23 protein-coding genes are annotated in these 24,180 nt (G+C 57.2%); 13 read left to right on the forward strand and 10 right to left on the reverse strand.

Annotation, left to right across the window (positions count from 1 at the left end):
• Positions 1-73 precede the first annotated feature (73 nt).
• The 3 genes from ACTRW9_RS06840 to ACTRW9_RS06850 all read right to left on the reverse strand — a co-directional run bounded on the left by ACTRW9_RS06840 (position 74) and on the right by ACTRW9_RS06850 (position 5,892).
• Positions 74-1,654, reverse strand: coding sequence for a peptidase MA family metallohydrolase (locus tag ACTRW9_RS06840; protein WP_442428771.1), 1,581 nt, complete (start codon positions 1,652-1,654; stop codon positions 74-76).
• Entirely contained in the window at positions 1,651-4,983 is a 3,333-nt protein-coding gene (locus ACTRW9_RS06845) for a DUF4175 family protein (RefSeq protein ID WP_442428772.1), read from the reverse strand. The genes ACTRW9_RS06840 and ACTRW9_RS06845 overlap by 4 nt, the downstream gene beginning before the upstream one ends.
• A gap of 138 nt (positions 4,984-5,121) precedes the next feature.
• Positions 5,122-5,892, reverse strand: coding sequence for a slipin family protein (locus ACTRW9_RS06850; RefSeq protein ID WP_442428773.1), 771 nt, complete (start codon positions 5,890-5,892; stop codon positions 5,122-5,124).
• 246 nt (positions 5,893-6,138) lie between these two features.
• Here ACTRW9_RS06850 and ACTRW9_RS06855 point away from each other — a divergent pair, with 246 nt between their 5' ends.
• On the forward strand, positions 6,139-6,906 hold the full coding sequence (locus tag ACTRW9_RS06855; RefSeq protein ID WP_442428774.1) for a hypothetical protein: 768 nt from the start codon (positions 6,139-6,141) through the stop codon (positions 6,904-6,906).
• A 113-nt stretch (positions 6,907-7,019) separates the two neighbouring features.
• Positions 7,020-7,961 (forward strand): hypothetical protein, encoded by a 942-nt coding sequence (locus ACTRW9_RS06860; RefSeq protein WP_442428775.1) that lies wholly within the window; start codon positions 7,020-7,022, stop codon positions 7,959-7,961.
• Between the two features lie 111 nt (positions 7,962-8,072).
• Here the strand turns inward: ACTRW9_RS06860 and ACTRW9_RS06865 are convergent, their stop codons facing one another.
• The gene (locus ACTRW9_RS06865) at positions 8,073-9,197 is read right to left on the reverse strand and encodes a S1C family serine protease (protein WP_442428776.1); all 1,125 of its coding nucleotides are present in this window, start codon (positions 9,195-9,197) and stop codon (positions 8,073-8,075) included.
• Positions 9,198-9,493: 296 nt separating this feature from the next.
• Between ACTRW9_RS06865 and ACTRW9_RS06870 the strand changes: the two genes are divergently transcribed.
• The gene (locus ACTRW9_RS06870; RefSeq protein WP_442428777.1) at positions 9,494-10,036 is read left to right on the forward strand and encodes a Crp/Fnr family transcriptional regulator; all 543 of its coding nucleotides are present in this window, start codon (positions 9,494-9,496) and stop codon (positions 10,034-10,036) included.
• Between the two features lie 105 nt (positions 10,037-10,141).
• On the opposite strand, the gene ACTRW9_RS06875 is transcribed toward ACTRW9_RS06870, so the two are convergent.
• The 5 genes from ACTRW9_RS06875 to holB are packed head-to-tail and all read right to left on the reverse strand — an operon-like array spanning position 10,142 to position 15,801.
• Complete coding sequence (locus ACTRW9_RS06875; RefSeq protein ID WP_442428778.1) at positions 10,142-10,516, reverse strand: DUF423 domain-containing protein; 375 nt, start codon at positions 10,514-10,516, stop codon at positions 10,142-10,144.
• A gap of 5 nt (positions 10,517-10,521) precedes the next feature.
• Positions 10,522-11,913, reverse strand: a complete 1,392-nt coding sequence (locus ACTRW9_RS06880; RefSeq protein ID WP_442428779.1) for a YchF/TatD family DNA exonuclease — start codon at positions 11,911-11,913, stop codon at positions 10,522-10,524.
• Entirely contained in the window at positions 11,910-13,850 is a 1,941-nt protein-coding gene (gene metG / locus ACTRW9_RS06885; RefSeq protein ID WP_442428780.1) for a methionine--tRNA ligase, read from the reverse strand. Before metG ends, ACTRW9_RS06880 begins: the two co-directional genes overlap by 4 nt.
• A gap of 24 nt (positions 13,851-13,874) precedes the next feature.
• On the reverse strand, positions 13,875-14,774 hold the full coding sequence (locus ACTRW9_RS06890) for a PSP1 domain-containing protein (protein ID WP_442425767.1): 900 nt from the start codon (positions 14,772-14,774) through the stop codon (positions 13,875-13,877).
• Between the two features lie 10 nt (positions 14,775-14,784).
• Positions 14,785-15,801 carry a DNA polymerase III subunit delta' gene (gene holB / locus ACTRW9_RS06895; RefSeq protein WP_442428781.1) on the reverse strand — a complete coding sequence of 339 codons (1,017 nt, stop codon included), beginning with the start codon at positions 15,799-15,801 and terminating at the stop codon, positions 14,785-14,787.
• Between the two features lie 325 nt (positions 15,802-16,126).
• Between holB and ACTRW9_RS06900 the strand changes: the two genes are divergently transcribed.
• From ACTRW9_RS06900 to atpC, 10 genes are all read left to right on the forward strand, one after another.
• Positions 16,127-16,453, forward strand: a complete 327-nt coding sequence (locus ACTRW9_RS06900; RefSeq protein WP_442425765.1) for a 4Fe-4S ferredoxin — start codon at positions 16,127-16,129, stop codon at positions 16,451-16,453.
• A 408-nt stretch (positions 16,454-16,861) separates the two neighbouring features.
• Positions 16,862-17,158, forward strand: a complete 297-nt coding sequence (locus ACTRW9_RS06905; protein ID WP_442425764.1) for an AtpZ/AtpI family protein — start codon at positions 16,862-16,864, stop codon at positions 17,156-17,158.
• 16 nt (positions 17,159-17,174) lie between these two features.
• On the forward strand, positions 17,175-17,903 hold the full coding sequence (locus tag ACTRW9_RS06910) for a F0F1 ATP synthase subunit A (protein ID WP_442428782.1): 729 nt from the start codon (positions 17,175-17,177) through the stop codon (positions 17,901-17,903).
• Between the two features lie 27 nt (positions 17,904-17,930).
• A complete protein-coding gene (gene atpE / locus ACTRW9_RS06915) occupies positions 17,931-18,158 on the forward strand; it encodes an ATP synthase F0 subunit C (protein ID WP_005011080.1) in 228 nt (75 codons plus the stop codon).
• 83 nt (positions 18,159-18,241) lie between these two features.
• Positions 18,242-18,754 (forward strand): F0F1 ATP synthase subunit B, encoded by a 513-nt coding sequence (atpF, locus tag ACTRW9_RS06920; RefSeq protein WP_442425762.1) that lies wholly within the window; start codon positions 18,242-18,244, stop codon positions 18,752-18,754.
• A gap of 41 nt (positions 18,755-18,795) precedes the next feature.
• Positions 18,796-19,350: an ATP synthase F1 subunit delta gene (gene atpH / locus ACTRW9_RS06925; RefSeq protein WP_442428783.1), complete on the forward strand. Its 555-nt coding sequence runs from the start codon at positions 18,796-18,798 to the stop codon at positions 19,348-19,350.
• Positions 19,347-20,852, forward strand: coding sequence for a F0F1 ATP synthase subunit alpha (gene atpA, locus ACTRW9_RS06930; RefSeq protein ID WP_442425760.1), 1,506 nt, complete (start codon positions 19,347-19,349; stop codon positions 20,850-20,852). Before atpH ends, atpA begins: the two co-directional genes overlap by 4 nt.
• Positions 20,853-20,855: 3 nt before the next feature.
• On the forward strand, positions 20,856-21,713 hold the full coding sequence (atpG, locus tag ACTRW9_RS06935; protein WP_442425759.1) for an ATP synthase F1 subunit gamma: 858 nt from the start codon (positions 20,856-20,858) through the stop codon (positions 21,711-21,713).
• Between the two features lie 42 nt (positions 21,714-21,755).
• Positions 21,756-23,168, forward strand: coding sequence for a F0F1 ATP synthase subunit beta (atpD, locus tag ACTRW9_RS06940; protein ID WP_442425758.1), 1,413 nt, complete (start codon positions 21,756-21,758; stop codon positions 23,166-23,168).
• Positions 23,168-23,593 (forward strand): ATP synthase F1 subunit epsilon, encoded by a 426-nt coding sequence (gene atpC / locus ACTRW9_RS06945; protein ID WP_442425757.1) that lies wholly within the window; start codon positions 23,168-23,170, stop codon positions 23,591-23,593. Before atpD ends, atpC begins: the two co-directional genes overlap by 1 nt.
• Before the next feature lie 68 nt (positions 23,594-23,661).
• Here the strand turns inward: atpC and ACTRW9_RS06950 are convergent, their stop codons facing one another.
• Positions 23,662-24,081: a CBS domain-containing protein gene (locus ACTRW9_RS06950; protein ID WP_442425756.1), complete on the reverse strand. Its 420-nt coding sequence runs from the start codon at positions 24,079-24,081 to the stop codon at positions 23,662-23,664.
• Positions 24,082-24,180: the final 99 nt, after the last annotated feature.

Raw genomic sequence — 24,180 nt, forward strand, 5'->3', positions numbered from 1 at the left:
GAAAGAATTACTTTTGCATGATGGGTTATAAAAGCGAGATCGGGCCAGCCTCAATGTTGCGAAAAGGCATGGTTCATTGTATCAAAGCCAGCCGGGTTTCCTGTTCTTCCTTGAGCCTGTTTTCGCCCAGCGCGCCGTAGATGCGGATCAGCCGCAGGTGCACCGCCGGGTTGAAGGGATTGATGCCCTCCGCCTTCACGTAATAATCGCGCGCGGCCTCGTAATCCTTGCGCCTGAACGCCACCTCCCCCAGGTTGGTGAGGGTGGTGGGGAACTGCGGGTAAAACTCCAGGCTCTGCTTGAGTAAAATTTCCGCCTCGTCGAATTCGTTGGTCAGCATGTAAGTGCCTGCGAGCTTGTTGTACAGCACCGGTGACAGCGTGTCCGATTCCGAAATCGCCTTGCGATACTCGATGATCGCGGCCTGCACGTGGTCGCGGCTCTTTAAAATGTCGCCCAGCAGGGTGAGGTCGCGGGCGCGCCGGCTTTCGATGAGGGCGCGTTCGCCTTCTTCATCCTCGGCCTGGCCGTTTTCGCGTTTGTTCTTGAACTGGAACTTGAGCACGGTGAGGCCGGGGATGCGTTTCAGCTTCTGAGTTTTCATGTACGCCTTCCAGTCGTCCTGGAACCGGTCGAGGTCCTTTTGCAGGAGCCGGTCCAGCACGTCGCCCACCGGCGAGCCGTCTTTCAGTCCCGCCACCAGCCCTTCCAGTCCTGCCAGCCCTTTCAACTCGACGAGGTACTCCACCATCGTCGCCACCTCGGCGTAGGCGAGCTGCACGTCCTCGGCGGTTTTGAGTTTGGCGAACGACGGCATCATGGCTTCGAAGTCGATGAGGTAATCGTTGTCGAGCCCGTTGGCGAGCACCGTTTCCATGATCGGCGTCAGGTGTTCCGGGTCGCCGCGCCAGCGCGTCTCCAGGTACTTGGCGATGCCCTCGTGGAGCCACAGCGGAACGTTGTTGTGGCTTTTGCTGCTGAGCAGGAAATGGACGTATTCGTGGCTCAAGGTATCCAGCCAGTTGTAACCGCGCACCAGCGAGCCCGGCGAGATGAGCATCAGCCGGTTGTACTTGCACAAGGCAACCGTGCCGGAGGTCATGATGTCCTTGAAGGTGAGCGGCGAGATGCGCGAGAACGGTTCGCGGCTGGGGTAAATCTCCACCCGCACTTTCTTTTTCGGGTGGTGACCGAGGATGTCGCCCAGCACCGCGTAGGATTTTTCCAGCGCGTCCATGGCGTAGTCTACAAGCACGGAGTCGGGTCCGTCGGTGTAACTCAGGATGAAGTGATCCGACTCGCGCAGGACCATGCCCCGCGTCGCTTCGTGTGTCTGCGCCACCAGTTGTTTGAATTCCTTGACCGTGGAGGCGGAGTCCTCGACCTGGTTCATCAGGTCCAGCGACCGCGCGTAGTCACCCTGGTAAAACACCACCCGCGCGAGCAGGAAGGTGACGTCTCCGGACTTGGGGTACTTGTCCATCAACGACCGCGTGTGCGCCTCCGCTTCCTCGAAGCGCCACTGGTCGATCAGCGAGTAACCGCGGTTGATGTCTTCCTGCAGGCCGGCGTGGACGGGGGCCGACGCGCCGCACCACAACAGCGCCATGGCAAAGCCGAGGGCGAGCGCGGTACGTGGGAGGGACGTCGTCATTTCACCAGTTCCTTGTAGTACTGGCCAATGAGGCGTTCGTATTTTTCCGGATACTTGTTCTTCATGGCCTCGATGATGTCCTCGCGGAACTGACCCGGCACGCGGTACTGGTCTTCCGACGGCAGGGTGATCTTCTCCTGCCGCAGGCGGCGCGCGCCACCACCCTGGCTTGGATCGCGCTGTCGGCCCTGTCCCATTTGCAGGGACGATTTCGGCTGGCCCTGACCCTGGCTGGAGTTCTTCAACGCTTCCAGCATGTCGCGCACCTCGTTGAGTCCCTGCAGGGCACGGTTCTCGGACTCGATGCTGTCCTGCACGCGCTGGCCTTTGAGGCGGCTCTGCGACTGCTTCATGTAGCGTCCGGTGCCGGTCATGCGGTTGGAGAGACCGGGGCTGATCATCGGGTTCTTGCGGTTCATCTGCTGGAACAGCTCGGACAACTCTTCCGTATCTTTCGACAGGCCTTCCTGCTGTTTCGCCATCTGTTGCAGTTGCTGTTTTTCCTCGTCGCTCAGCAGGCTCTGGTAGTTCTGTTGCAGGGACCGCATCATGGTGCCGAGTTTCTTGGAGATTTCGCTGTTGAGTTGCGCCACTTCATACAGGTCGTCGTTCATGCGGTCGAGCAGCTCCGGGTTGAGGTCGCGCGAGGTTCGGAAGTGGTTCTGCCAGCGGAGCACATCCGGGTACGTCTGCCTGAACATGGAGTTGAACTCGAACAGGTCCTGGAGCTCCGTGAATTCCTCCAGCTTGTCGTACTTGGAGTTGAGTTCCGGAAGGTAGTTCTTGAAACCGTGGAACATCTTCATGTGCAGGGAGTGGATGCGGTCCATGATGTCCGACAGTTCCGCACGCTTGTCCTTGAGTTTGGCAAAATTTTCGCGGTGCTCCTCTTCGCGGCCCAGCGAACCCAGCGTTTTTTCGTTGAGGTCGCGGATGTCGCTGCTGATCGCATCTTCCTTGTCCATCAGTTCGACCAGTTTCTGCATGTCCGGGTTTGTCTCCAGGACGCGTTCGTCTTCGCGCAGGATGCCCTGGATGGCATTGACGTCTTTTTTGAGGCTTTTAAAGAAATCCATCAACTGCTGCTCGAACATCTTCAACTGCTGGGAGCGCAGGTTTTTGTTGATGTCCATGGTTTCGTCGAGCAGGCCTTTCTGCTGTTCCGCAAGTTCGTCGATTTTCTGGAGCGAGTCGTCGATCTGTTTCATCAGTTCCAGATCGACCATGTTTTCCTGGTTCTGGTTCATGTTGTCCAGGTTTTCGGAAAAGGCCCGCAGGTCGTCCATGAACTTTTCCATCTCCTGCATGGCTTCCTCGATCTTGCCCTGCTCGACAAGGTCCTTGATTTTTTCCATGGAGGCGTTCATGTTTTCGAGGCTCATGTTTTCAAACGCCTGTTTATTGAGGAACTCGTCGGGAAGGCCCTGCATCTGCCGTGACATTTGCTCCATGATCTTGTGGAGCGTCTCGCGGATCTTGTCCATCGCCTTCTTGAACTCGGAGGTGTTCTTCGGCGAATTTTTGTCTTTGAGTTTTTCGAATTCCTCGCGCAGGTTCTCTGTGAGGTTGCCCAGTTCGCGATCGAGGTCCATCACCTGGTTCATGCGTTCGCGGTTGAGCAGCTTTACGAGGAACAGGATGTCCCGTTCCAGGTGCGTGATGAGGCGTTCCATCACCGGCCCGCCCGGGGGCGCGTTGAAAGCGATGGGGGTGGTTTTGAACAGCGCGTTGTTGATCTGGTTCATCGCCTGAATCTGGTCCTCACGGATTTCGTTCAGGCCGCCGATGATGTTGCTCATCAGGGTCAGGTAAGGTTTTGGAAACGACTCGACCTCCTGTGCCTGCGTCTGGATGGTCTGCGCCAGGTTAATAATCTCGATCAGGCGGTCGGTGCTCCACGCCAGTGTTTTCTTGTAACGGGTCAGGTCCTCCGGCTTGTCGGCCAGCGGTTCGGTGTTCGATACCAGCGTTTTGGCCAGCAGGGTGACCATCTTGTCCACCAGTTCATCCTGCAGGGCCAGCAGGTCCCAGCGTTTCTGCCGCTCATCGAAGATTTCGAACGAATACACCTCCGACTGCCCGGTGTTGGGTCCGTAGACGTTGTCGTTGTCCTCGACCTCGAGGTAATACTGAACGCGGTTGCCCGGTTCCAGCGCCATGGTGGCCAACTCCCAGGTGTAGCCGTCCTTGTTGTCTTTCTCATTGCTCTTGAACCGCTTGATGGTCCTGCGCGTCACCTGCCCGTCCACATCCATAACCAGGTTGACCCGGCTCAGGCCAAAGTCATCCACCGCCTCGTAGTAAAACTGGATCTTGTCGGTGACCATGTATACCGGTTTGGGATTGCTCAGAAACATGATGATGCGCGGCGCGCGGTCCTGCCCCAATTCGATCGGATACCTGGCAGGCAACAGCACCTTGTGCCCATCCGGCGATTTCAGACGGAACTGATAGAAGCCGCCTTCCTTGACGATGAAGCGTCCCTGGATGCGGTGTTCATCCAGCGCATCCATAGACAGGTTGTCCCGGTTGTTTAGCACCAGGGATGCGCCCGCAACCGGATGGTTGGTGCGCGCCGTGACCTTCACTTCTGTCCCCGGCAGGACCTTGATCTTTCCATCGGTGTTATTCAAAGTCACGCGTTTCAATTGCGTGTAGGCGGGGTAATTGAATTCGAGTGACATCGATTCGATGGCGTATTCGAATTCCGGCTGGTTGGATCCGGGGTTGTCGGGCGTGCCGCTGATCTGTTTTATGGGGCCGGCCTTCGGAGGCGGCGCCACCCAGTGTTCATAACCGCGTGTCCAGAAATCCGGCAGGGTGAGTGTGGCCACCAGCAGCAGCACCAGCGATCCCACGAGGGCGCGCTGTGTGTGCTTCATGCGATCGGTGGAGACGATATCCTCCGGTCGCAGGTCGCGGATGTCCTTCTGCGTGCGGGCCAGCAGTTCCGCGATCATTTCACGCGAGATGCCGTCCGGCTGGTTCTCTTTCAGCCGCGGTTCCAGTTGAACGGAGTTGATGAGGTTGTTGTTGAGACTGCGGACCCTTTCTTCAACAAGAAGCGCGGCCTGGTCGCGCCGAAGACGCAGAAACCACTCGGCGATGTAGGTCCGGCCCAGCAGGTACACCACGGGCAGAGCCCAGACGGCCAGGAAGGGGATCAGCCAGGGGCCGGGGTCTTTCAGAAAGTAGGCCAGCAGGTTGGCGGCCAGTCCTCCGGCGACGAGCAGAAACAGAATCAGGCAGGTTCCCGAGAGGAGATTGACCCGAGTCCTGTAGCGGCGAACGCGGTCGAGGAAATCATGAATGAGGTGCGCCGGGTCCATTCGGATAAGAATCCATTAAAGAACGTTCTCCCATCATTTTATTACATCAGTGGCGGATTTTCCCGCGCAAAAGGACCCTAGCGGAAAATCGGTGTGGTCACAATCCGGCTTTCTCCGACCCCCATGAAGGCTTTAATTTCAGGCTGTTCCCGGATTGTTGTCGTCAGTCTTGGGAGCCCCGGCCAGAGATTGCAGCATTTCCAGTGGGAACGGGAAGAACACTGTACTGGTTTTGTCCACGGAAAGGTCCACCATGGTCTGCAGGAAGCGCAGCTGCAGGGCCGGCGGATGAGCGTGGATGATGTCCGCCGCGTCGCTGATGCGCTTGCTGGCCTCGAATTCGCCCTCGGCGTGGATCACCTTGGCGCGCCGTTCGCGCTCCGCTTCCGCCTGCTTGGCCAACGCTCTCTGCATTTCGGTGGGCAGGTCCACGTTTTTGAGTTCGACGTTGGCGACCTTCACGCCCCAGGGTTCGGTCTGCTGATCGATCACCTGTTGCAGGTGATCGTTGATCTTTTCGCGGTGTGCCAGCAGGTCGTCCAGCTGGCTTTTGCCCAGCACGCTGCGCAGGGTGGTCTGCGACAACATCTGGGTGGCGTAGAGGTAATCCTCGACGTCGATGATCGCCCGTTGCGGATCGATCACCCGGAAATAGACGACGGCGTTGACACGCACGGTGACGTTGTCGCGGGTGATGATATCCTGCGGCGGCACGTCCATGACGACGGTGCGGAGGCTCACCTTCACTATCTGTTGCAGGATGGGAATGACCAGGATGAGGCCCGGCCCTTTGACCTTGTAGAATTTGCCGAGCAGAAAAATGACGCCCCGTTCGTATTCCCGAAGCACCTTGAAGGCGCTGAACAGGATGACCAGTAAGATGATTAGACCGACGATGAATCCATTCATGGTTCGAATCTCCCCCCTTAGGGTTGGTCGTGTGGTGGGTTCATGATACCACCATTTTCAGCCATGAGGATACCGCGGGAGGCCCGGGGCGGGGACCGCTCAAAAGCCTTCGCGGCCTCTCCCGATGCTGTGATAAACTCAATAGATCATTAGTTTGAACGGTGATTGCCTGTGAATGCCTTTATCCGTAATACGGCCCTTGGGCTTGTTGTCTGGGTGGCGGCGTGTGCCGCTCCGGTGACAGGATTGTCTGCGGAGGACCGCCTGAGCATCACGACCGATCCCAACGTCACCGGTGACGGGCGCGTGACCATCACACTCCATTTGCGCAACACCGGGTCCCGGCCGCTCCACCATGTGCACCCCATGTTTCATTTTCATCACACCATGTCGCACATGCCCATGATCCATGAATTGAAACCGGGGCAGGAAGTGACGCTGATCAACGATCAGCATCCGCCGGTTGTGCGGGTGGGCAGTTACCCGGTGGTGGCCATGGTCAATTACAAGACCGCAATGCACAGCGATGCGACCCGGACGCAGTTGCACACCAGTTCCTTCCATTACGAAGAACCGCTCCAGGCCCTGATCACCGGGGATATTCAGGCGCTTCATCAGGAGAACACGGACTCTTCAACCCTGCGCATCGCGCTTCGCAACGATTCGCCTTCTTTTAAAAACGTTCGGCTGATGTTGCTCCTGCCGCCGGAGCTCACTGCCAAGCAGTTCACCGGCATGATGGGCTTCACCATCCACGGTGGGCAGGAAAAGCATTTTGAGGTGCCGGTGCAAAAGGTAGCCGGACGCCCCGGCGGCGAGTACCCGGTGCATTTGCTGGTCGAGTACGGCGAGATGCTGAAGCATTATTCCGGCGACATCACGGGAAGTGTGTATTTCGGCCCCGACTGGGGAGAGGGACCCTTCTGGCCCCAGATGGTCGTTTTCCTGTTTCTGTTCCTCATGCTGACCCTTGCGGGGGTCCGGCACTGGCGTCACCGCCGGCAACGGGTTTGAACCCTTCCATAGTCTTCATTTCTCTTCAGTTTCCGTTAAGTGAACCCAATTGACACTCCGCCTCCAGCCTTTATATTGGATAAAGGTTTCAATCGCTGACTGGAGGAGGGGCGATGCAGGGGGAATCGACCGTCAACTGGGAACGTATGCGGCTGCGCAAGAACCGCGCGGTCAGCGGCACCACCATCCACGGCTGGCCGTCCATCCTCTTCGGCCTTCCGTTCGCCGGCATCGGGGTGATGTTGTTCCTCATGTACCTCGGCGTCATACATCTCGACCCGAAAAGTGTGCACGCGCCGTTATGGGTGCTTGCGGTGATGGGAGGCCTGTTCTTCCTCGCCGGAGCGTACATGATCGTTCACGGTTTTCTCGGACTCGGTCTCAAAAAGAAAATCGAGGAAGGCCGGCGCCGCGCCCCGCACCAGCCCTGGCTGTGGGACTATGCCTGGGACCCGCTCGGCATTGCCGAAAATAAAATGAAAGAAGTGATCAAACATTTCTTTGCGGCGCTCACTTTCATCGCCTTTCTCGCTCCGTTTCATTACATCGCCTGGTTCAGCGAGAAGGAACAGGTCCCCATGTGGGTGAAGGGCGTGGTGCTCTTTTTCGATTTCATCGTCGTGCTGATCATCGGCGACGGCATCCGCAAGTACATGCAGTACCTCAAATACGGCAACAGCCGCCTGCGCTTTCTTGGATTTCCATTTCACCTCGGCGGAAAAATGAAACTGGCGCTGGAAGGCATGCCCGCGGCGTTCGATTCGGTCACGCTGAACCTGCGTTATGTTGAAGAAGTGTATGAGACGCGCTACTCCGGGCGAAGAAAGAGCCGCGAGGTGGTGTGTTACCAGATCTATGGGGAAGAGCGGACGATGAACTCCGGCGCCTCGCGCGGCGGCGGGTTCTTGATGGAATGGGACTTGCCGGACAACAAGGAGATGATCACAGAGTTGAGCGGTCGGCCCGGGCGGTTCTGGGAAATCGAAATCCAGGCCAAAACCCCCGGGGTCGATTACGACAGCCGTTTTCTGGTACCTGTATACGCAAAACAGTAAGCCTTCCTGTGTGGTATCCAATCCAAATAAGAAAACAAAAGGCCCGGACGGGGGAGCGTCCGAACCTTTTGCCCAGGGAGCGAAGGGGGAGGAGGAACCCTTCGCAATCAGTCAAGCCTGGCTTTCCTGCATCTTCTCGATGGTGACTTTCACCGTCACCGGTTTGCCGTCCCGCAGGATGTCCAGCGTTACGGTTTTGCCGGGTGCGGTGGTTCCCACCATCTTGGGCAGGGCGGAGAAATCCACCAGCTCCTGCCCGTCGTACTTGACTATGACGTCACCGCGTTTCAGGCCGCCGCGTTCCGCCGGACCTTTCGGCAGGACGCCGTTGACCAGTGCGCCTTTCGGCTCGCTCAGCCCAAAAGAAGACGCCAGTTCCTCGGTCATCTTCTGGATGGTGACGCCCAGCCAGCCGCGGGTGACCTTGCCGTCCTTCTTCAGGTCGGCCACGATCGATTTTGCCATGTTGATGGGAATGGCGAAGCCGATGCCCACGTTGCCGCCGTTGCCGGACAGGATCATGGTGTTGATGCCGATCACGTCGCCGTTCATATTGAGCAACGGACCGCCGCTGTTACCGGGGTTGATGGAGGCGTCGGTCTGGATGAACGCGTCATAGGGACCGGAACCGAGGTTGCGTCCCTTCGCGCTCACGATGCCCGTGGTGACGGTGTGGCTCAGGCCGAAGGGGTTGCCGATGGCGATGACCCACTCGCCGACCTCGAGATTTCCGGAGTCACCCAGGTTCATGTGCGGCAGGGGTGTGGTGTCGCCTTCCTTGCGAACGATTTTCAGCAGGGCGATGTCGGTGGCTGGGTCCTTGCCGATCACCTCGGCCTCATACTCTTTACCGTCGTGCAATTGAATTTTTACCTGATCCGCACCATCCACCACGTGGTTGTTGGTGAGGACATGACCTTCTTTATCGATAATGAAGCCGGAGCCGGATCCCCGAGGGGCCGGGCCGGGAGAGGGGACACCGGGACCGAACGGATTCCGCGGGTCCATGCCGCGCGTCCGTTCCATCTTGACGGACGAATGCACGCCGACCACCGCCTTATCCTGCTTTTTCACCACTTCGGTGATACGGTTGGTGCCCACCGGGCTTGTGTCAGTGCTGAGTGCAAAGGCGTTGTCCGGCTGCAGGCCGTGATCGCTCCCCATGATGGAAAGCATGGGCACGCCTACAAACAGGAACGACACCAGTGCGATTGATTTCCAATTCAGTTTCATCATAGTCCTGGCTCCATCCGGAGATGAGTGTTGGGTTGACCTTCTGCCTGGGGAAGCCCCTCAGGTCTTTGTACCTAGAATAAGGAGCGCGGATTAAGAGGACGTTAAGCGAATATTAAATAATTTTAATCGGGTTTGTTCAGGATGGGTGAAAACCGGTGCCGGGGCGGTGAAAAACAATGGCCCGTTTGTATGTGGCCGTTTTTTCGAAGCAAAACGGTTTGCCACGCCGTCAATCTGCATTATAATCTTGGAGGGTCCCTTGGTTCGGGACCTCTTTCTTTAAACCGAGGGGGAGCATGAAAACCGCCGACGTGGTAGATCACCTCAACCGAATTTCCTTCTTCGACGACTTCACCGAGAAGGAAAAACAGGCATTGGCGCAGATCACCGGCACCGTGCAGAATGTGGCAAGGGGCGAGTGTGTGATCCGCAAGGGCACCACCGACCCGACGATGTATTTCGTTCTGGAAGGCACGATCGTGATTTCCGCCGGGGAAGACCTCGATCACGAGATCACCGAGCTTCACGTCGGTGCGCTGTTTGGAGATGTGCCTTTTGTTAAAGCAGTGCCACGTGTGACCAGCGTCCTTGCCAAAACCGACTCCACCCTCCTGCGTTACCACAAAGATCAGATGGACCAGATGGATCCCCTGCTCATCGGCAAGTTCAAGGACCAGTTTCTCAAACTGTTCGTTATCCGCCTCGACATGTTGAAAAGCACCATCAGCCAGAACCGTGTCGATTTCGAAAAATTCTTTGACTCCTTCCAGAACATCTTCAAGGAAATCGAAGTCATCAATCAGGACATCGTGGTTCCAGAAGACGACAATCAGGAATGAGGTCTCGCCTCATTTAAAGCAGACGCGGGTGAATCCGGGAAAATATTAAAATGAGGTTATCCGCAGACAAGCGGGGTGGGATCGGTGTGTCTTGCTGAAGAGGATTTATTTTTTGGGAGATGAGAAGGCGAGCAGAAACCAGCCGATCATGAACGACAATCCGCCTAATGGAGTGACGGGGCCCAGCGCCCTCGGGCCACCCAGCGCCAGCCAGTAGAGGCTACCCGAAAACATGACGATGCCTGCCAGAAAAAACCATCCCGCCTTGTTTGCCCGGGAGTCGTTGCCTTCACCGAGGAATCCGCAAAGCAGGCCGACGAGAACCAGCGCGAGGCTGTGGAAGAATTGATACTGGTTCGCGGTCTGAAAGGTGGCGAGGCTTTTTTCAGTCAGCACCGCTTTTAAAGAGTGAGCCCCGAAGGCACCCAGCATGACACTCAGTCCACCCAGTATGCCTCCAAGTAAAATCCAGCGTCGCATGGGGATCATCCTACGATATTATACCGCCGCGGACGGTACTTGACGCCGAACTGCTTTTCGGCGATCTCTTCACATTTGTCTTCGTCCACATCCTTCTGGTGCGTCACGATGGTCGCCTGCACATCGGGTATGTGGCGTTTGGCGTCTTCAATGAACTTCAGAATCTCGTCGTAAATTTTTCCCCGGTAATTGGGCAGGGGCTGGCTGACTTCATCGTACGCATCGGAGTTGTCGGCGTTCAGGCTGATGGACACCGAATCGACGAGGCCTTCCAGTTCCGGCAGGATATTGCGTTTATTAATGACGTTGCCGTGACCGTTGGTGTTCAGCCGCACGCGTCCTCCGGCCTCCTTGATCTTTTTCGCCACCTCTTTTATGACATCGAGCCGCAAAGTGGGTTCGCCGTACCCGCAAAACACGACTTCGTCGTACTTGGTCGGGTCGTCGATCGACTCCCACACCTCCTGCGCGGTGGGTTCGCGGTCGAGGGCCAGATTGTATCCCTGCACGATGGGTTTGGAGATGCGGGTGCAGAACACGCAGTTGGCGGTGCATCGTTGCGTCAGGTTGAGGTACAGCGAGTTTCTTATCTGGTACGAGATGGTGCCGGACTTCGCTTTGCTTCCGATGCCGTAGAGGTCGAAGAAATTGAGTTCCACCGTGCGGTGAAGGTCCTGTACGCTGGTGCCGCGCAATTCCGCCAGGAAATCCGCCGTGTGGTTGACGAAAGCCGGTTCGTTGCGCTTGCCGCGCATGGGGACGGGCGCCATGTACGGGCAGTCGGTCTCGACGAAAAGGCGGTCGGCGGGGATGGTTCTGGCCACGGCGCGCAACTCTTCCGCGTTCTTGAACGTCACCACACCGGAGAAGGAAATGTAGAAGCCCATCGCCAGTGCCGCCTCGGCCAGTTCCTGGTCGCCGGTGAAGCAATGGAAGATGCCGGAGCGCGCGTTGGGATCGTCCGGGTAGTATTCGGACAGAATGGCGATGGTGTCTTCCTTCGCGTCTCGGGTGTGGATGACCAGCGGTTTTCTGTGTTCGCGCGCCAGCTCGATGTGTTTGCGGAAATGCTCGCGTTGCAGGTCGTGCGGCGAATAGTTCTTGAAATAATCGAGACCCGTCTCGCCCACCGCGATCACCCGCGGATGCTGGAGCAGTTCCTTCAGTTCCAGGTACGTGTCTTCGTCGATGTCCTTGACGTCGTGCGGATGGATGCCGACGGCGGCGTAAATGAAGTCCTGTTCTTCGGTCAACTCCACCGAACGTTTGCTGCTCGGGATGTCGCACCCGATGTTGACGATGTACTTCACACCGCTCTCGACCGCGCGCTGGATCATCTCGTCGCGGTCGGCGTCGAAGTCCGTCATATCCATGTGTGCGTGAGTGTCGATGATCATTTCACACGCGCTCCCAACTCCAGTTCCTCGTCAAACCCGGCGAGGACGATTTTGTCCTTGTCGCTTCCGGCAAGGATCATGCCCTGCGACTCGATGCCCATGAGTTTCGCCGGTTTCAGGTTGGCCACCAGGATCACCTTGCGGCCGACCAGTTTTTCCGGCTCGTAGCTTTCCGCGATGCCCGCCACCACCTGGCGCTGTTCGCTGCCGAGGTCAACCTTCAGCTTGATGAGCTTTTTCGATTTCTTCACTTTTTCGGCTTCGATGACCAACGCCACGCGCAGGTCGAGTTTCATGAATTCGTCAATCTGGATCAGGTTGTCTCCATTGCCTTCGGCTTCCGCCGAGGCGCCTTCATCCGAAGCCTTGGCTTCGACCGACGACAGGATTTTCTCCGCGGCCTTGTCCTCGATGCGCGGAAAGATCTGCTCTCCCTGTTTGATTTCCGTTGTCGCAGGAAACCAGCCCCAGGTGCGGATGGAAGCAAGGCCTTGTTCTTCAATGGAGTTGTCGATGCCCAGCTGCGTCATCATCTTTTTCGTCGTGTCCGGCATGAACGGGTAAATCAGGATGCCGATGACGCGGCACGCCTCGGCGGCATTGTACAGCACGGTGGCCAGACGTTTTTTGCCTTCGTCGGATTTTGCCAGGTTCCACGGCGCGGTGTTGTTGATGTATTGATTGGACGCGTCGAGCAGTTCCCAGATTTTAATCAGGATGCGGTTGTATGCGAGCTCGTCGTAGAGATCGTGCACCTGTTCGACCACCTCCTTGGCCTTGCCCTTGAGGCCCGCATCCTCGTCGCCTTCCACATCCGCTTCCGGCACCTTGCCTCCGTAATACTTGCCGATCATGTTGAGCGTGCGGTTCAGCAGGTTGCCCAGGTTGTTGGCGAGGTCGCTGTTGACCCGGCCGATGAGCGCCTTGTGGGAGAAGTCGCCATCGAGACCGAACGGCACCTCGCGCATGAGAAAGTAGCGGATGACGTCCACACCGAACTGGTCGATCAACAGGTTCGGCTCCACCACGTTGCGGAGCGACTTCGACATTTTCTTGCCTTCCACCGTCCACCAGCCGTGCGCGAAGATGTTGAGGGGAGGGGAGATGCCGATGGCCTTCAGCATGGTGGACCAGTAGACCGCGTGCGTGGTCAGGATGTCCTTGCCGATCAGGTGATGCGCTGCCGGCCAGTATTTGCTTTTCAGGATCTCTTCCAGGCTGCCGTGGATCGAGATGTAGTTGATGAGCGCGTCGAACCAGACGTAGGTGACGTAGCCCTCGTCGAAAGGCATCGGGATGCCCCACGGCAGGCGTTCCTTCGGTCGCGAGATGCACAGGTCTTCCAGCGGCTTCTTGAGGAAGCCCAGGATTTCGTTCTTCCGCGATGCGGGCAGGATAAACGAATCGTTTTTCCGGATGTGGTCGATCAGCCAGTCCTGGTACTGGCTCATCTTGAAAAAGTAATTGTACTCCTTGATCTTCTCCACCTTGCGGCCGCATTCCGGGCAGTTGCCGTCGACGAGGTCCTTTTCCGTCCAGAAGCGCTCGTCCGGCATGCAGTACCAGCCCTCGTAGCTGTCGCGGTAGATTTCGCCCTTGTCGTACAACGCCTGAAGAATCTGGCGAACCACCCGGGTGTGGCGTTCCTCCGTGGTGCGGATGAAATCGCTGTTGGAAATGTTGAAGCGCACCCACAAGTCCTTGAACGGCTTGTGCAGGGCATCCACATGTTCCTGCGTGCTGCGCCCCGCCTGTTGCGCCGCCTGCTGAACCTTTTGTCCGTGTTCGTCTGTGCCGGTCAGGAAAAACACATCATCGCCGTCCAGCCTGCGGTAGCGCGCGGCGACATCGGCGGCGATAGTGGTGTAGGCGTGGCCGATGTGAGGCACGTCATTGACGTAGTAAATGGGTGTGGTGATGTAAAAGGTTCGGTTCATTTCAGTGGTGAATGCGGTTGAGGGTTAGCTGGCCGGTTTGGGCGGCTGGACGGCCTGCGGGGGCAGGTACTCGCGCAGTTCTTCCAGATCATAGTACATGATGAAATCGTCCTCAAGGCGAACGGTCACCTTCTGTTTCAGGATGTCGTTCTGGATGACACGGCCCTTGCCGTCCGGCGTCGAGATGGTTTTGCCCAGTTTCGGCATTTCCTTGATGAGGTCCTTGTAGATATTGTGTTCGTATTGCAGGCAACACATCAGCCGGCCGCACACCCCTGAGATTTTACTGGGATTGAGGGCGAGGCCCTGGTCCTTGGCCATGCGGATGGTGACCGGGGTGAACTCCGGCAGGAATCGTGAACAGCAGAGTTCCTCGCCGCACACACCGTGGCCGTTGATCGACTTCGCCTCGTCGCGCACGCCGACCTGGCGCATTTCGATGCGGTGGCGCAGGCGGGAGGCGAGTTCCTTGACCAGCTGACGGAAGTCAATGCGGCCTTCGGCGGTGAAATAGAACACCGACTTGTTGAGCTCTTCGAAAAACACCACGCGGCTCAGATTCATCGGGAGCTTCAGGTTTTCGATCAGCTCGCGGCACAGCACGGTGGACTTGATTTCGCGTTGGCGTTTGTCCTGTTCGTGTTGCAGGTCTCCTTCGGTGGCAAGCCGCAGGACTTTGGGAGGACGGCACGCGTCCTTGCGCACGTTGAGGATTTTGTTGGAGGCCACGACGCCGATCTGCGGGCCGTCTTCGGTCTCCACCATCACTTCCATGCCGACACGCAAGACCAGCGTGTGCGGATCGCAGACCTGGGTTTTATCCCGGCCGCGAAGGCGCACCCCGATGACGAACTTCGGACTCGACGGAGATTCTGCGTGGCCGTTGTTTGTTGTGCTATTGGGATTCAAGGCTTCATTTGGCATGGGTCGTCCTTCACGCCGCTTCACAGAACTGCATCAGCATGTTTTCCAGGGTCAATTGCACGTTGGCGTTGCGGTCCAGCAGATTGCGTGTGCGGAACACCGACTCCATCATGCTGAGAACGGCGGACCGCGGTTTCACCTGGGCGAGGGGCGCGAGCCGCCCCGCGAGGTCGCGGTTGTTCAAAATCTCCGCTCCGCATCCCGCCTGCAACAGGGCAACGTCGCGAAGCAGGCCCAGCAGTTCTTCAAGGATTTTTTTTATCTGGGACAGGTCCTGCCCCCGCCCGGTTTCCCGGCACCAGGCAAACAACAGATCCATTCTGCGGAAACTGAGCTGACCGAGAAGAGCCAGCAGTTCCTCCCGGTAACGCGCGATTTCCTCCACGTCTTCCGCCAGCGCCCGGGCCACCTGGCCTTGGGACCGCAGAACACGCAACTCGATTTCCTCATCGAGCATGCCCTGGGTGTCCGGATGCGCTTTCAGAATGGAGTGCAGGGCGTCCTGCGGCAAGGGATGGAACCGCACTCCCTGGCACCGCGAGATGATGGTCGGCAGCATCTGATAAGGATTGGCGGTCACCAGCACCAGCACTGTTGCCGCCGGAGGCTCCTCCAGGGTTTTGAGGAAAGCGTTGCAGGCCTGCAGGTTCATTTTTTCCACGCCATCGACCACTGCAACCTTGTAGCGGCCTTCATAGGGAGTGAACCCCAGTTTCTTTTGCAGTTCGCGGATTTCGTCGATGTTGATGCTGGTATCACGGGACGAGGGCTTTTTGATGGGTTCCAGGAAAAACACGTCCGGATGTTGTCCCTGCTCGATTTTACGGCAGGACGGGCAGGCGCCACAGGCGGCTTGGGGACCGGTTTCGGCGCAGTTCAGCGCCTTGGCGAACTCCAGGGCGGTCCGCTTTTTGCCCACGCTTTCAGGGCCGAAATAGAGGTAGGCGTGTGCCACCGTGCCTTGTTCCAGAGCACGGTCAAGTATATGTTTAGCCTGGTCTTGGCCCAGGATGGTTTCAAAGTGCATGTGAACCTGATAACTGCTTATATACAAACGTTTATAAAAATAAACGCGGTAACGTAGGGGAAGTTTGAGACCGGCTCCTGTCTCCTCAAACGAGCACGGCCAAGGCCCGGATACGAGCTGTTCACAAACCCAAACGCTTTCATATTATTATATGGCCCCGGTCCTGTAAATGAAAAAGCCCGCCTGCCGGCAGGGCGGGGGCCGGCGGCATAAGATTGGAAAAATGTTGGTTTGATATTGAATCCCAATTTGGATTTTGCTATAAATCTGCCCTGTTTGCTACAATATGGAAGAAACGTGAATTCAATCGTATGGATATCCTGATATGGCAGTAGCCGAACGAGCCAAACGCTCCGCCCAAAGAAAACGCAAACCGAAAGAGTTAGCGGTCATCAACGAGGCCTGCACCGGATGCAGTGGCTCGCCCATTTGCATCACCGAGTGTCCGGTAGAGAACTGCATGTACGAAGTTCAAAATCCATATGCGCCGGCTTTCAACGTGGTGATGGTGGATGAACTGCTGTGCATCGGTTGTAAAAAATGTGTCTCCAAAGGCCCCATGGACACGTTCCTAGAGGGGTGCCCTTGGGACGCAATTGACATGCTCCCGTTGGCCGATTACGAAAAGAAATTCGGGGAAATGCCTTACTGAGGACGTGCCGGGCAGGCCTCCGGATTTCCGTAATTGGGAGTGGGCAAGCGGAATCCCAATGCTTTCCCCATTCCAGGCTAATCTGCGTTGGCCATCCTGACGCTGGATTTTTCAATTGACAGGTGAGAAGTTCGGCGTTATTTTTTTGCGGCCCAAACGGTCTAGATGTGTCGCGACCCGGACCGGCCCCTGTTGCAGGGTAAATCATTGAGTGAGGGGCGGTTTTGGCAGTTGCCGGCATTCCTTTCTCCCAAATTCGAGCGAACACCGCGCGAACATTTCAGATTTTTGTCGAATCCCGGAAGTCCTTGAGGCAACTCAAGAATTTCTTTTGGTAAACAAGGATCCTGTTGGTATGATGAGGCGTTTTCAGCCTTATCTGGCCTTGTTACCCCCAATGACAAAAAAATGAAATCCGGGAGTTCCCTACGCCAGGGCCTGAGTTACGCGTTCAGACTCGGCACCGAGATGACCGTTGCCACCCTCATCGGGGCCTTGATGGGGTACGCGCTGGACTACTTTCTGGAGACGGACCCCTGGTTTCTTGCCGTCGGCGTTTTGTTCGGCGGTGCCGCCGGGGTCCTCAATGTGTACCGGGCGGCAATGAATATGGAGCAGGACTGGGGGCAGGACGACCCAGAAAACAAGGGCGACAATAAAACGGATTTGGACGACGGCCCTCCGGATCCCAACCGCGACGATTAAAAAGAAATATTGAGGAATGGAAAACCCGCTTCACCACTTCGAATTGCACCCCATCATCCCCATCCAGTTTCTGGGGCTCGACCTTTCCATCAACAAGGCGGTCATCGTCATGTGGGTGGGCGTTGCCCTGGTTTTTTTCCTGTTCATGGTGGTGATCAAAGGCGGCCTCAGACTGGTACCCGGCAAGGGGCAGAGTGTCGCCGAAGTTTCTCTCGAATTCGTTCAGGGCATGGTTGATGAGTTCATTGGCGAGGACGGCAGGAAATACTTCTCCTTTATCGCCACCCTGTTTTTCTTCATTCTGGTATGCAACCTGATCGGCCTCGTGCCCGGTTCGTACACCATGACGAGCCAGCTGGTCGTTACCGGTGCGTTTGCGCTGATCATCTTTTTCATGACGCTGGTAATCGGCTTCGTCAAACATGGCGGGCATTTTCTGAGTATCCTCGTGCCGCCGGGCGTGCCCAAGCTCATGATCCCGTTCATGATCCCGATCGAAGTCATCAGCATGCTGGCCCGACCGGTGTCGCTGTCCGTGCGCCTGTTTGCCAACATGACGGCGGGCCACACGGTGCTGGCGGTCCTGTTCGCATTGACGCTCACGGCCCCGGGGTGGGTCAGCTGGATGCCGTTCGGGTTCACCGTCGTCATCAACGTATTGGAAGTCGCAATCGCATTCATTCAAGCTTATATATTCACCGTCCTGACATGTGTTTACATCGGGGACGTCATTAAATTGCATTAAATCAATCATTAAGAGAGGAGTTCCAGGATGGAAGCAGCTGCCGCAGCATATTTGGGAATGGGCTTGTGCGCCGCAGGGTTCTTCGGTGCGGCGATTGGTATCGCCAATATCTTCGCCACGACCATCGAGACCGTAGGTCGTCAGCCGAATGCCGAAGGCCGCGTGGCCAAGTATTGCTGGATCGGTTTCGCGCTGGTGGAAGCCGTTGCGCTGTACGCGTTGGTTCTCGCCTTTATTCTGATGGGCAAGGCGTAAGTGCACTCTAGTGACGCGCCCTTCGGGGCGCATCCAGGTACGGCAATCTTTATGAACAACCTTCATCCCAGGTCACCCGGACAATGCCACAACTAGAGCAGGTATCGGTATTTTCTTCATTGATTTTCTGGTCGATCGTCTCGTTCGCCCTTCTTCTGTTTCTGCTGAAGAAGTACGCGTTCCCTCCCATCTTGCAGATGCTGGAGGAGCGGCAGAAGAAAATTTCCGGAGACATTAGAAGCGCCGAAGCCATGCGGGCGGAAGCGGATAAAATCAGGAAGGAGTTTGAGGACCAGCTCCAGACCGCGCACGACAAGGCGAACACCATCGTCCAGTTGGCGCACGACGAGTCCCGCAAACTGCAGGAAAAAACCCTCAACGAAACCCAGGCCAAAGTTCGGCAGATGCAGAAGGAAGCCGAGCATGAAATCCGGGTGGCGCGCGACAGGCTGATGGGGGAGATCCGGCAGTATGTTTCCGTTTTGACCATTGCCTCCACCGAGAAAATCCTGCGCCGCACCATGCAGGACGACGACAAAAAGCGGCTGGTGGACGAGTCCATTGACGAAGTGGTCCGCAACCTGGAAAAGAACTAGGCGCGGCGGCGTTGGCCGTCCCGTCGTGAAATGAAGACACAATGATTGAAAACCAGATAGGCAAACGATTTTCCGAAGCGTTGTCCGCCTCCATTGAGGACAACGCCAAACTGCAGGAAGCGCTGGACAACCTGTGCGATCTGGATGATGCCATTCAGTCCGACCCCGCACTGCCCAAGTTTTTTCTGCATCCCGCCATTCCGGACGACAAAAAGCTCGCGTTCGTGATGTCGCTTTGCGACAACATCCCGGCAGGCAAGGAAGTACGCAAGGTGGCGGAGATGCTGGTTCAGCGAAACAAGATGGTCTATCTGAAAAACATCCGGGAATACTTTGAAAAAACGGTGGCCGATCGGCTCAATCAGGTGCGGGTGAAGATCGTGGCTGCCCATCCTGTATCCGAGGAACAATTGAACAAACTGAAATCGTCCCTGGACCGGGCTTTGGGAAAAAGCGCGGTGATCGACAGCCAGGTGGACGAGTCGTTGCTCGGCGGCATCCGTGTCAGTATCGGAAGCTGGGTCGCCGATGCCACCATCAAGAACCGCCTGGCGCTGTTGCGACGGTCGATTGAGAAGGAGGAGGTCCTACTGTGAGTCTTAGAGCGGATGAAATCAGCACCCTGATCCAGAAGCAGATCGAAGGGTTTGAGTCCGAAATCGAATTGAAGGAAACCGGCCGCGTCATCTCCGTCGGCGACGGCATCGCGCGCATCTACGGCCTCGAACAAGCGATGGCGGGCGAACTGGTGGATTTTCCGAACGACGTCACCGGCATGGTCCTGAACCTGGAAGAGGACAACGTCGGCGCCGTGCTCATGGGATTCGACAACCTGATCAAGGAAGGCGACGAAGTCAAGCGCACCGGACGCATCATGGACGTGCCGGTCGGACCGGAACTGGTCGGCCGCGTGGTGAACGCGCTTGGCCAACCGATCGACGGCAAGGGCCCCATCAACGCCAAGCAGCGCGGCCCCATCGAGCGCATCGCACCGGGTGTGATCGACCGCAAATCCGTTCACGAACCGATGCAGACCGGCATCAAGGCCATCGACGGCATGATCCCTGTCGGCCGCGGTCAGCGCGAATTGATCATCGGCGACCGGCAGACCGGTAAGACCGCCGTCGCCATCGACGCCATCATCAACCAGAAGGGGCAGAACATGTTCTGCATCTACGTCGCCGTCGGCCAGAAGCGGTCCACGGTGGCGCGTGTTGTCAAGACGCTGGAAGAGCACGGCGCGATGGATTACACCATCGTCGTTTCCGCCAGCGCCAGCGACCCGGCCCCGATGCAGTTCATCGCACCGTACGCCGGTTGCGCCATGGGCGAGTATTTCCGCGACAACGGCCAGCACGCACTCATCATTTACGACGATCTGTCCAAGCAGGCGGCGGCCTACCGCCAGTTGAGCCTGCTGTTGCGCCGTCCTCCGGGACGCGAGGCGTACCCCGGTGACGTCTTCTTCCTGCATTCGCGCCTGCTCGAACGCGCCGCGAAGTTAAACGACGAATTGGGTGCGGGATCGATGACGGCTCTTCCCATTATCGAGACGCAGGCCGGCGACGTGTCGGCGTACATCCCGACCAACGTCATCTCCATCACCGATGGACAGATCTACCTGGAAACGGACCTGTTTTATTCGGGCGTACGCCCGGCGATCAACGTCGGTCTCTCCGTTTCCCGCGTCGGTGGCTCCGCACAGATCAAGGCCATGAAGCAGGTGGCGGGTCAGTTGCGCCTCGACCTCGCGCAGTACCGCGAAATGGCTGCCTTCTCCCAGTTCGGCAGTGACCTTGACGCCGCCACGCAGGCGCAGTTGGCACGAGGTGAGCGCCTGGTGGAGTTGCTGAAGCAGCCGCAGTACCGGCCGTTGACCGTGGTGCAGCAGGTGGTCTCGCTGTTCACCGGCGTACGCGGACACCTTGACGACATCAAGGTGCGTGACATCCAGCGATTCGAGGAAAGCTTCATCAATTTTCTGGAAGAAAAGAAAAAAGACCTTATGGAAACCATCGCCAAGGATAAGAAGCTCACCGATGAAAGCGAAGAGCAACTGACTGCGGCGGTCAAAGAGTTCAAGGGATTGTTTAATTAAATCATGCCAAATTTACGGGACGTTAAAAGCCGGATTCGGAGTGTCAAGAACACCCAGCAGACCACCAAGGCCATGAAGCTGGTGTCGGCCTCCAAGTTGCGCCGTGCCCAGGAGGCCATCCTGACGGCCCGGCCTTACGCCACCAAGATGCGCGACGTGCTGAATCATCTGGCCGCCCGCTGCAACCACGACCTGCACCCTTTGTTGAATGACCGCGAGGGCGACAATATCCTGCTGGTGATCATCACGGCGGACCGCGGCCTTTGTGGGGCCTTCAACGCCAATATCGTCAAGATGGCGTCGAAGGTCATCGATGCCAACAGCAACAGCAACATCTCCCTGTTTCTTGCGGGCAAAAAAGGCGGCGATTTCTTCAAACGCCGGTCTTACAAGATTCAGGAAAACTATCCGGGCTGGACCAAGGATTTCAACTACGCCAAGGCGGTGGAGATCGGCGAAAAGCTGGGGCAGTTGTTCGTGGAAAAACAAGTGGACCGTATTTTTCTGGTGTACAACGAGTTCAAGTCCGTCCTCCGGCAGGAGGTCATCAGCGAGCAATTGCTGCCGGTGGCTCCGGAGGAGACGGAAGATCAGTTTCCGGTGGATTACATTTATGAGCCGGACGAGGAAAGCATTCTGGAAGACATTCTGAAGCGGTACATGACCTTGCAGGTTTACCGCGCCTTTCTGGAATCCAGTGCCAGCGAACACGGCGCCCGCATGACCGCGATGGACAACGCGTCGCGCAACGCCAAGGAAATGATCGGTCAGTTGACCCTGTTCTACAACCGCACACGGCAGGCGTACATCACCAAGGAACTGATCGAAGTGGTCAACGGGGCGGAAGCGCTGAAAGACTGAATATAAAGTATCGACCAAGACGACCAAGTAAAGGAGCGTTTGATGAACGTAGGAAAAGTCATCCAGGTAATCGGTCCCGTCGTGGATATCAGCTTCAAGGGCGGCGAACTGCCGGCTTTGTACAATGCTCTCCACATTAAGAAAGAGGTGCAAGGTGGAGAGGACGAAACCATCACCTTGGAAGTGGCGCAGCATCTGGGCGACAATGCGGTGCGGGCCATCTCCATGCACCCCACCGACGGCCTCGTGCGCGGCATCGATGCGGAAGATACGGGTCGCCCGATCTCGGTTCCCGTAGGCGAAAATGTGCTGGGACGGATCCTGAACGTCATCGGCGAACCTGTCGATCAGAAGCCAAAGGTCGAGTCGCAGGAGACGTGGAGTATCCACCGCGACGCGCCGCCGCTGGACGAGCAGGACACGGGTATGGAAATGCTGGAAACCGGCATCAAGGTCATTGACCTGCTCGAGCCGTACCTGAAGGGCGGCAAGACCGGACTTTTCGGCGGCGCCGGCGTGGGCAAGACCGTTCTCATCATGGAACTGATCCGCAACATCGGCGCGGAGCACAGCGGGTATTCGGTGTTCGCCGGGGTCGGGGAACGTACACGTGAAGGCAACGACCTCTACCACGAAATGATCGAATCGAAGGTCATTGACAAGACGGCCCTGATCTACGGTCAGATGACAGAACCTCCCGGCGCGCGCATGCGGGTCGCCCTGACGGGGTTGACCATCGCCGAATACTTCCGCGATGTCGGTGGTCAGGATGTGCTCTTGTTCATCGACAACATCTTCCGGTTTTCGCAGGCAGGTTCCGAAGTGTCCGCGTTGCTCGGCCGTATCCCGTCCGCCGTGGGTTACCAGCCGACGCTGGCTACCGAGATGGGCAACCTGCAGGAACGCATCACTTCAACGAAGAAGGGGTCCATCACCTCCGTCCAGGCGATTTACGTTCCGGCCGACGACCTCACCGATCCGGCTCCGGCGACCACCTTCTCTCACTTGGACGCCACCACCGTTCTCAACCGGCGCATCTCGGAACTGGGCATTTACCCTGCTGTCGATCCTCTGGACTCGACTTCACGCATCCTGGATCCGGCGATTGTCGGCGAAGAGCATTATTCGGTTGCGCGTGAAGTGCAGCGCACCTTGCAGCGCTACAAGGAACTGCAGGACATCATCGCCATTCTGGGTATGGACGAATTGACGGAAGAGGACAAGATGCTCGTCATGCGGGCCCGCAAAATCCAGAAATACCTGTCCCAGCCGTTCTTCGTTGCAGAAACGTTCACCGGCGCTCCCGGCAAATACGTCAAGGTGGCCGACACCATCACCGGCTTCAAGGAAATCGTCAACGGCAAGCTGGACGATATTCCCGAGCAGGCGTTCTACATGTGCGGCGCCATCGATGAGGTGTATGAAAAAGCCGAGAAACTCAAAAAGCAGGGTTGATGAGCATGGCCGAAGAGAACCAGAAACTTCATTTTGTATTGGTCACGCCGGAGAAGGAGATGGTCAACGATCCGAGCGTAGACCAGGTCAATATTCCCGGAAGCGAGGGCGACCTGGGCATCCTTCCCCTGCACGCGCCTTTGTTCACCACCATGCGGCCGGGAAGCTTTTCCTATGAAAAGGGCGATGAGATCATTTCGCTCGTCGTGGGTCACGGGTACGCGGAAATCACCAACGACCGCGTGACGGTGCTGGCTGAGACCGCCGAGTACCTCAGCGACGTCGATGTGGCCCGCGCGCAGGAAGCCAAGGCGCAGGCCGAAGCCATTCTGGCCAAGCCCGATGTTGAGGAATCCGAACTCGTCGAAGCGCAGAAAAAATTGTTCCGCGCTCTGGCCCGCATCGAAAGCAAAGGCACCGAGTAACGCTGCAGCCTTCCCCCTTTTAACTCCAGGCGTTTCAGCGTGGCCCGGTTGATTTTGCCGGGTGACCTTTAAAACGTGCGGATGCGCGGGTTCGAAAAGTAGTGCACCAGGTTATGCACTGAGATGATTCCCACCAGTTCCTCCTTGTCCATCACCACCAGGTGACGGATCTTCTTTTTCGCCATAAACTTATTGGCGTCGAGCACCGATTCGTGACAGTCGATCGTCTGTAATGGCGTGGTCATGATGTCCGCCACCTGCGCTGTTTTGGGATCGAGTCCCTTGGCCACCACCTTGCGGGCGAAATCGGTTTCGGTGACGATGCCGACGGGTTTCTTTCCCTGTATGACCACCAGCGACCCCACGTTCCGATCGTGCATGAATTCCGCCGCGTCTTTGATGGTTGCTGTCTCAGGAATGGTGACCACCGGGGCGGACATGTAGTCACTCACTTCTTCAATCGGATTTTCCTGCTTGCGTTTCTTCATTGGAACACCTCCTTGCTTGCCTCGGCGAGCCGGCATTCCACGGCTCAAAATGAAACCACCCATATTGTACGTGGAACCGTGATGATGTGGGAAAAGAAA

Source organism: Nitrospina sp. 32_T5 (assembly GCF_052156635.1).
Lineage (GTDB): Bacteria > Nitrospinota > Nitrospinia > Nitrospinales > Nitrospinaceae > Nitrospina.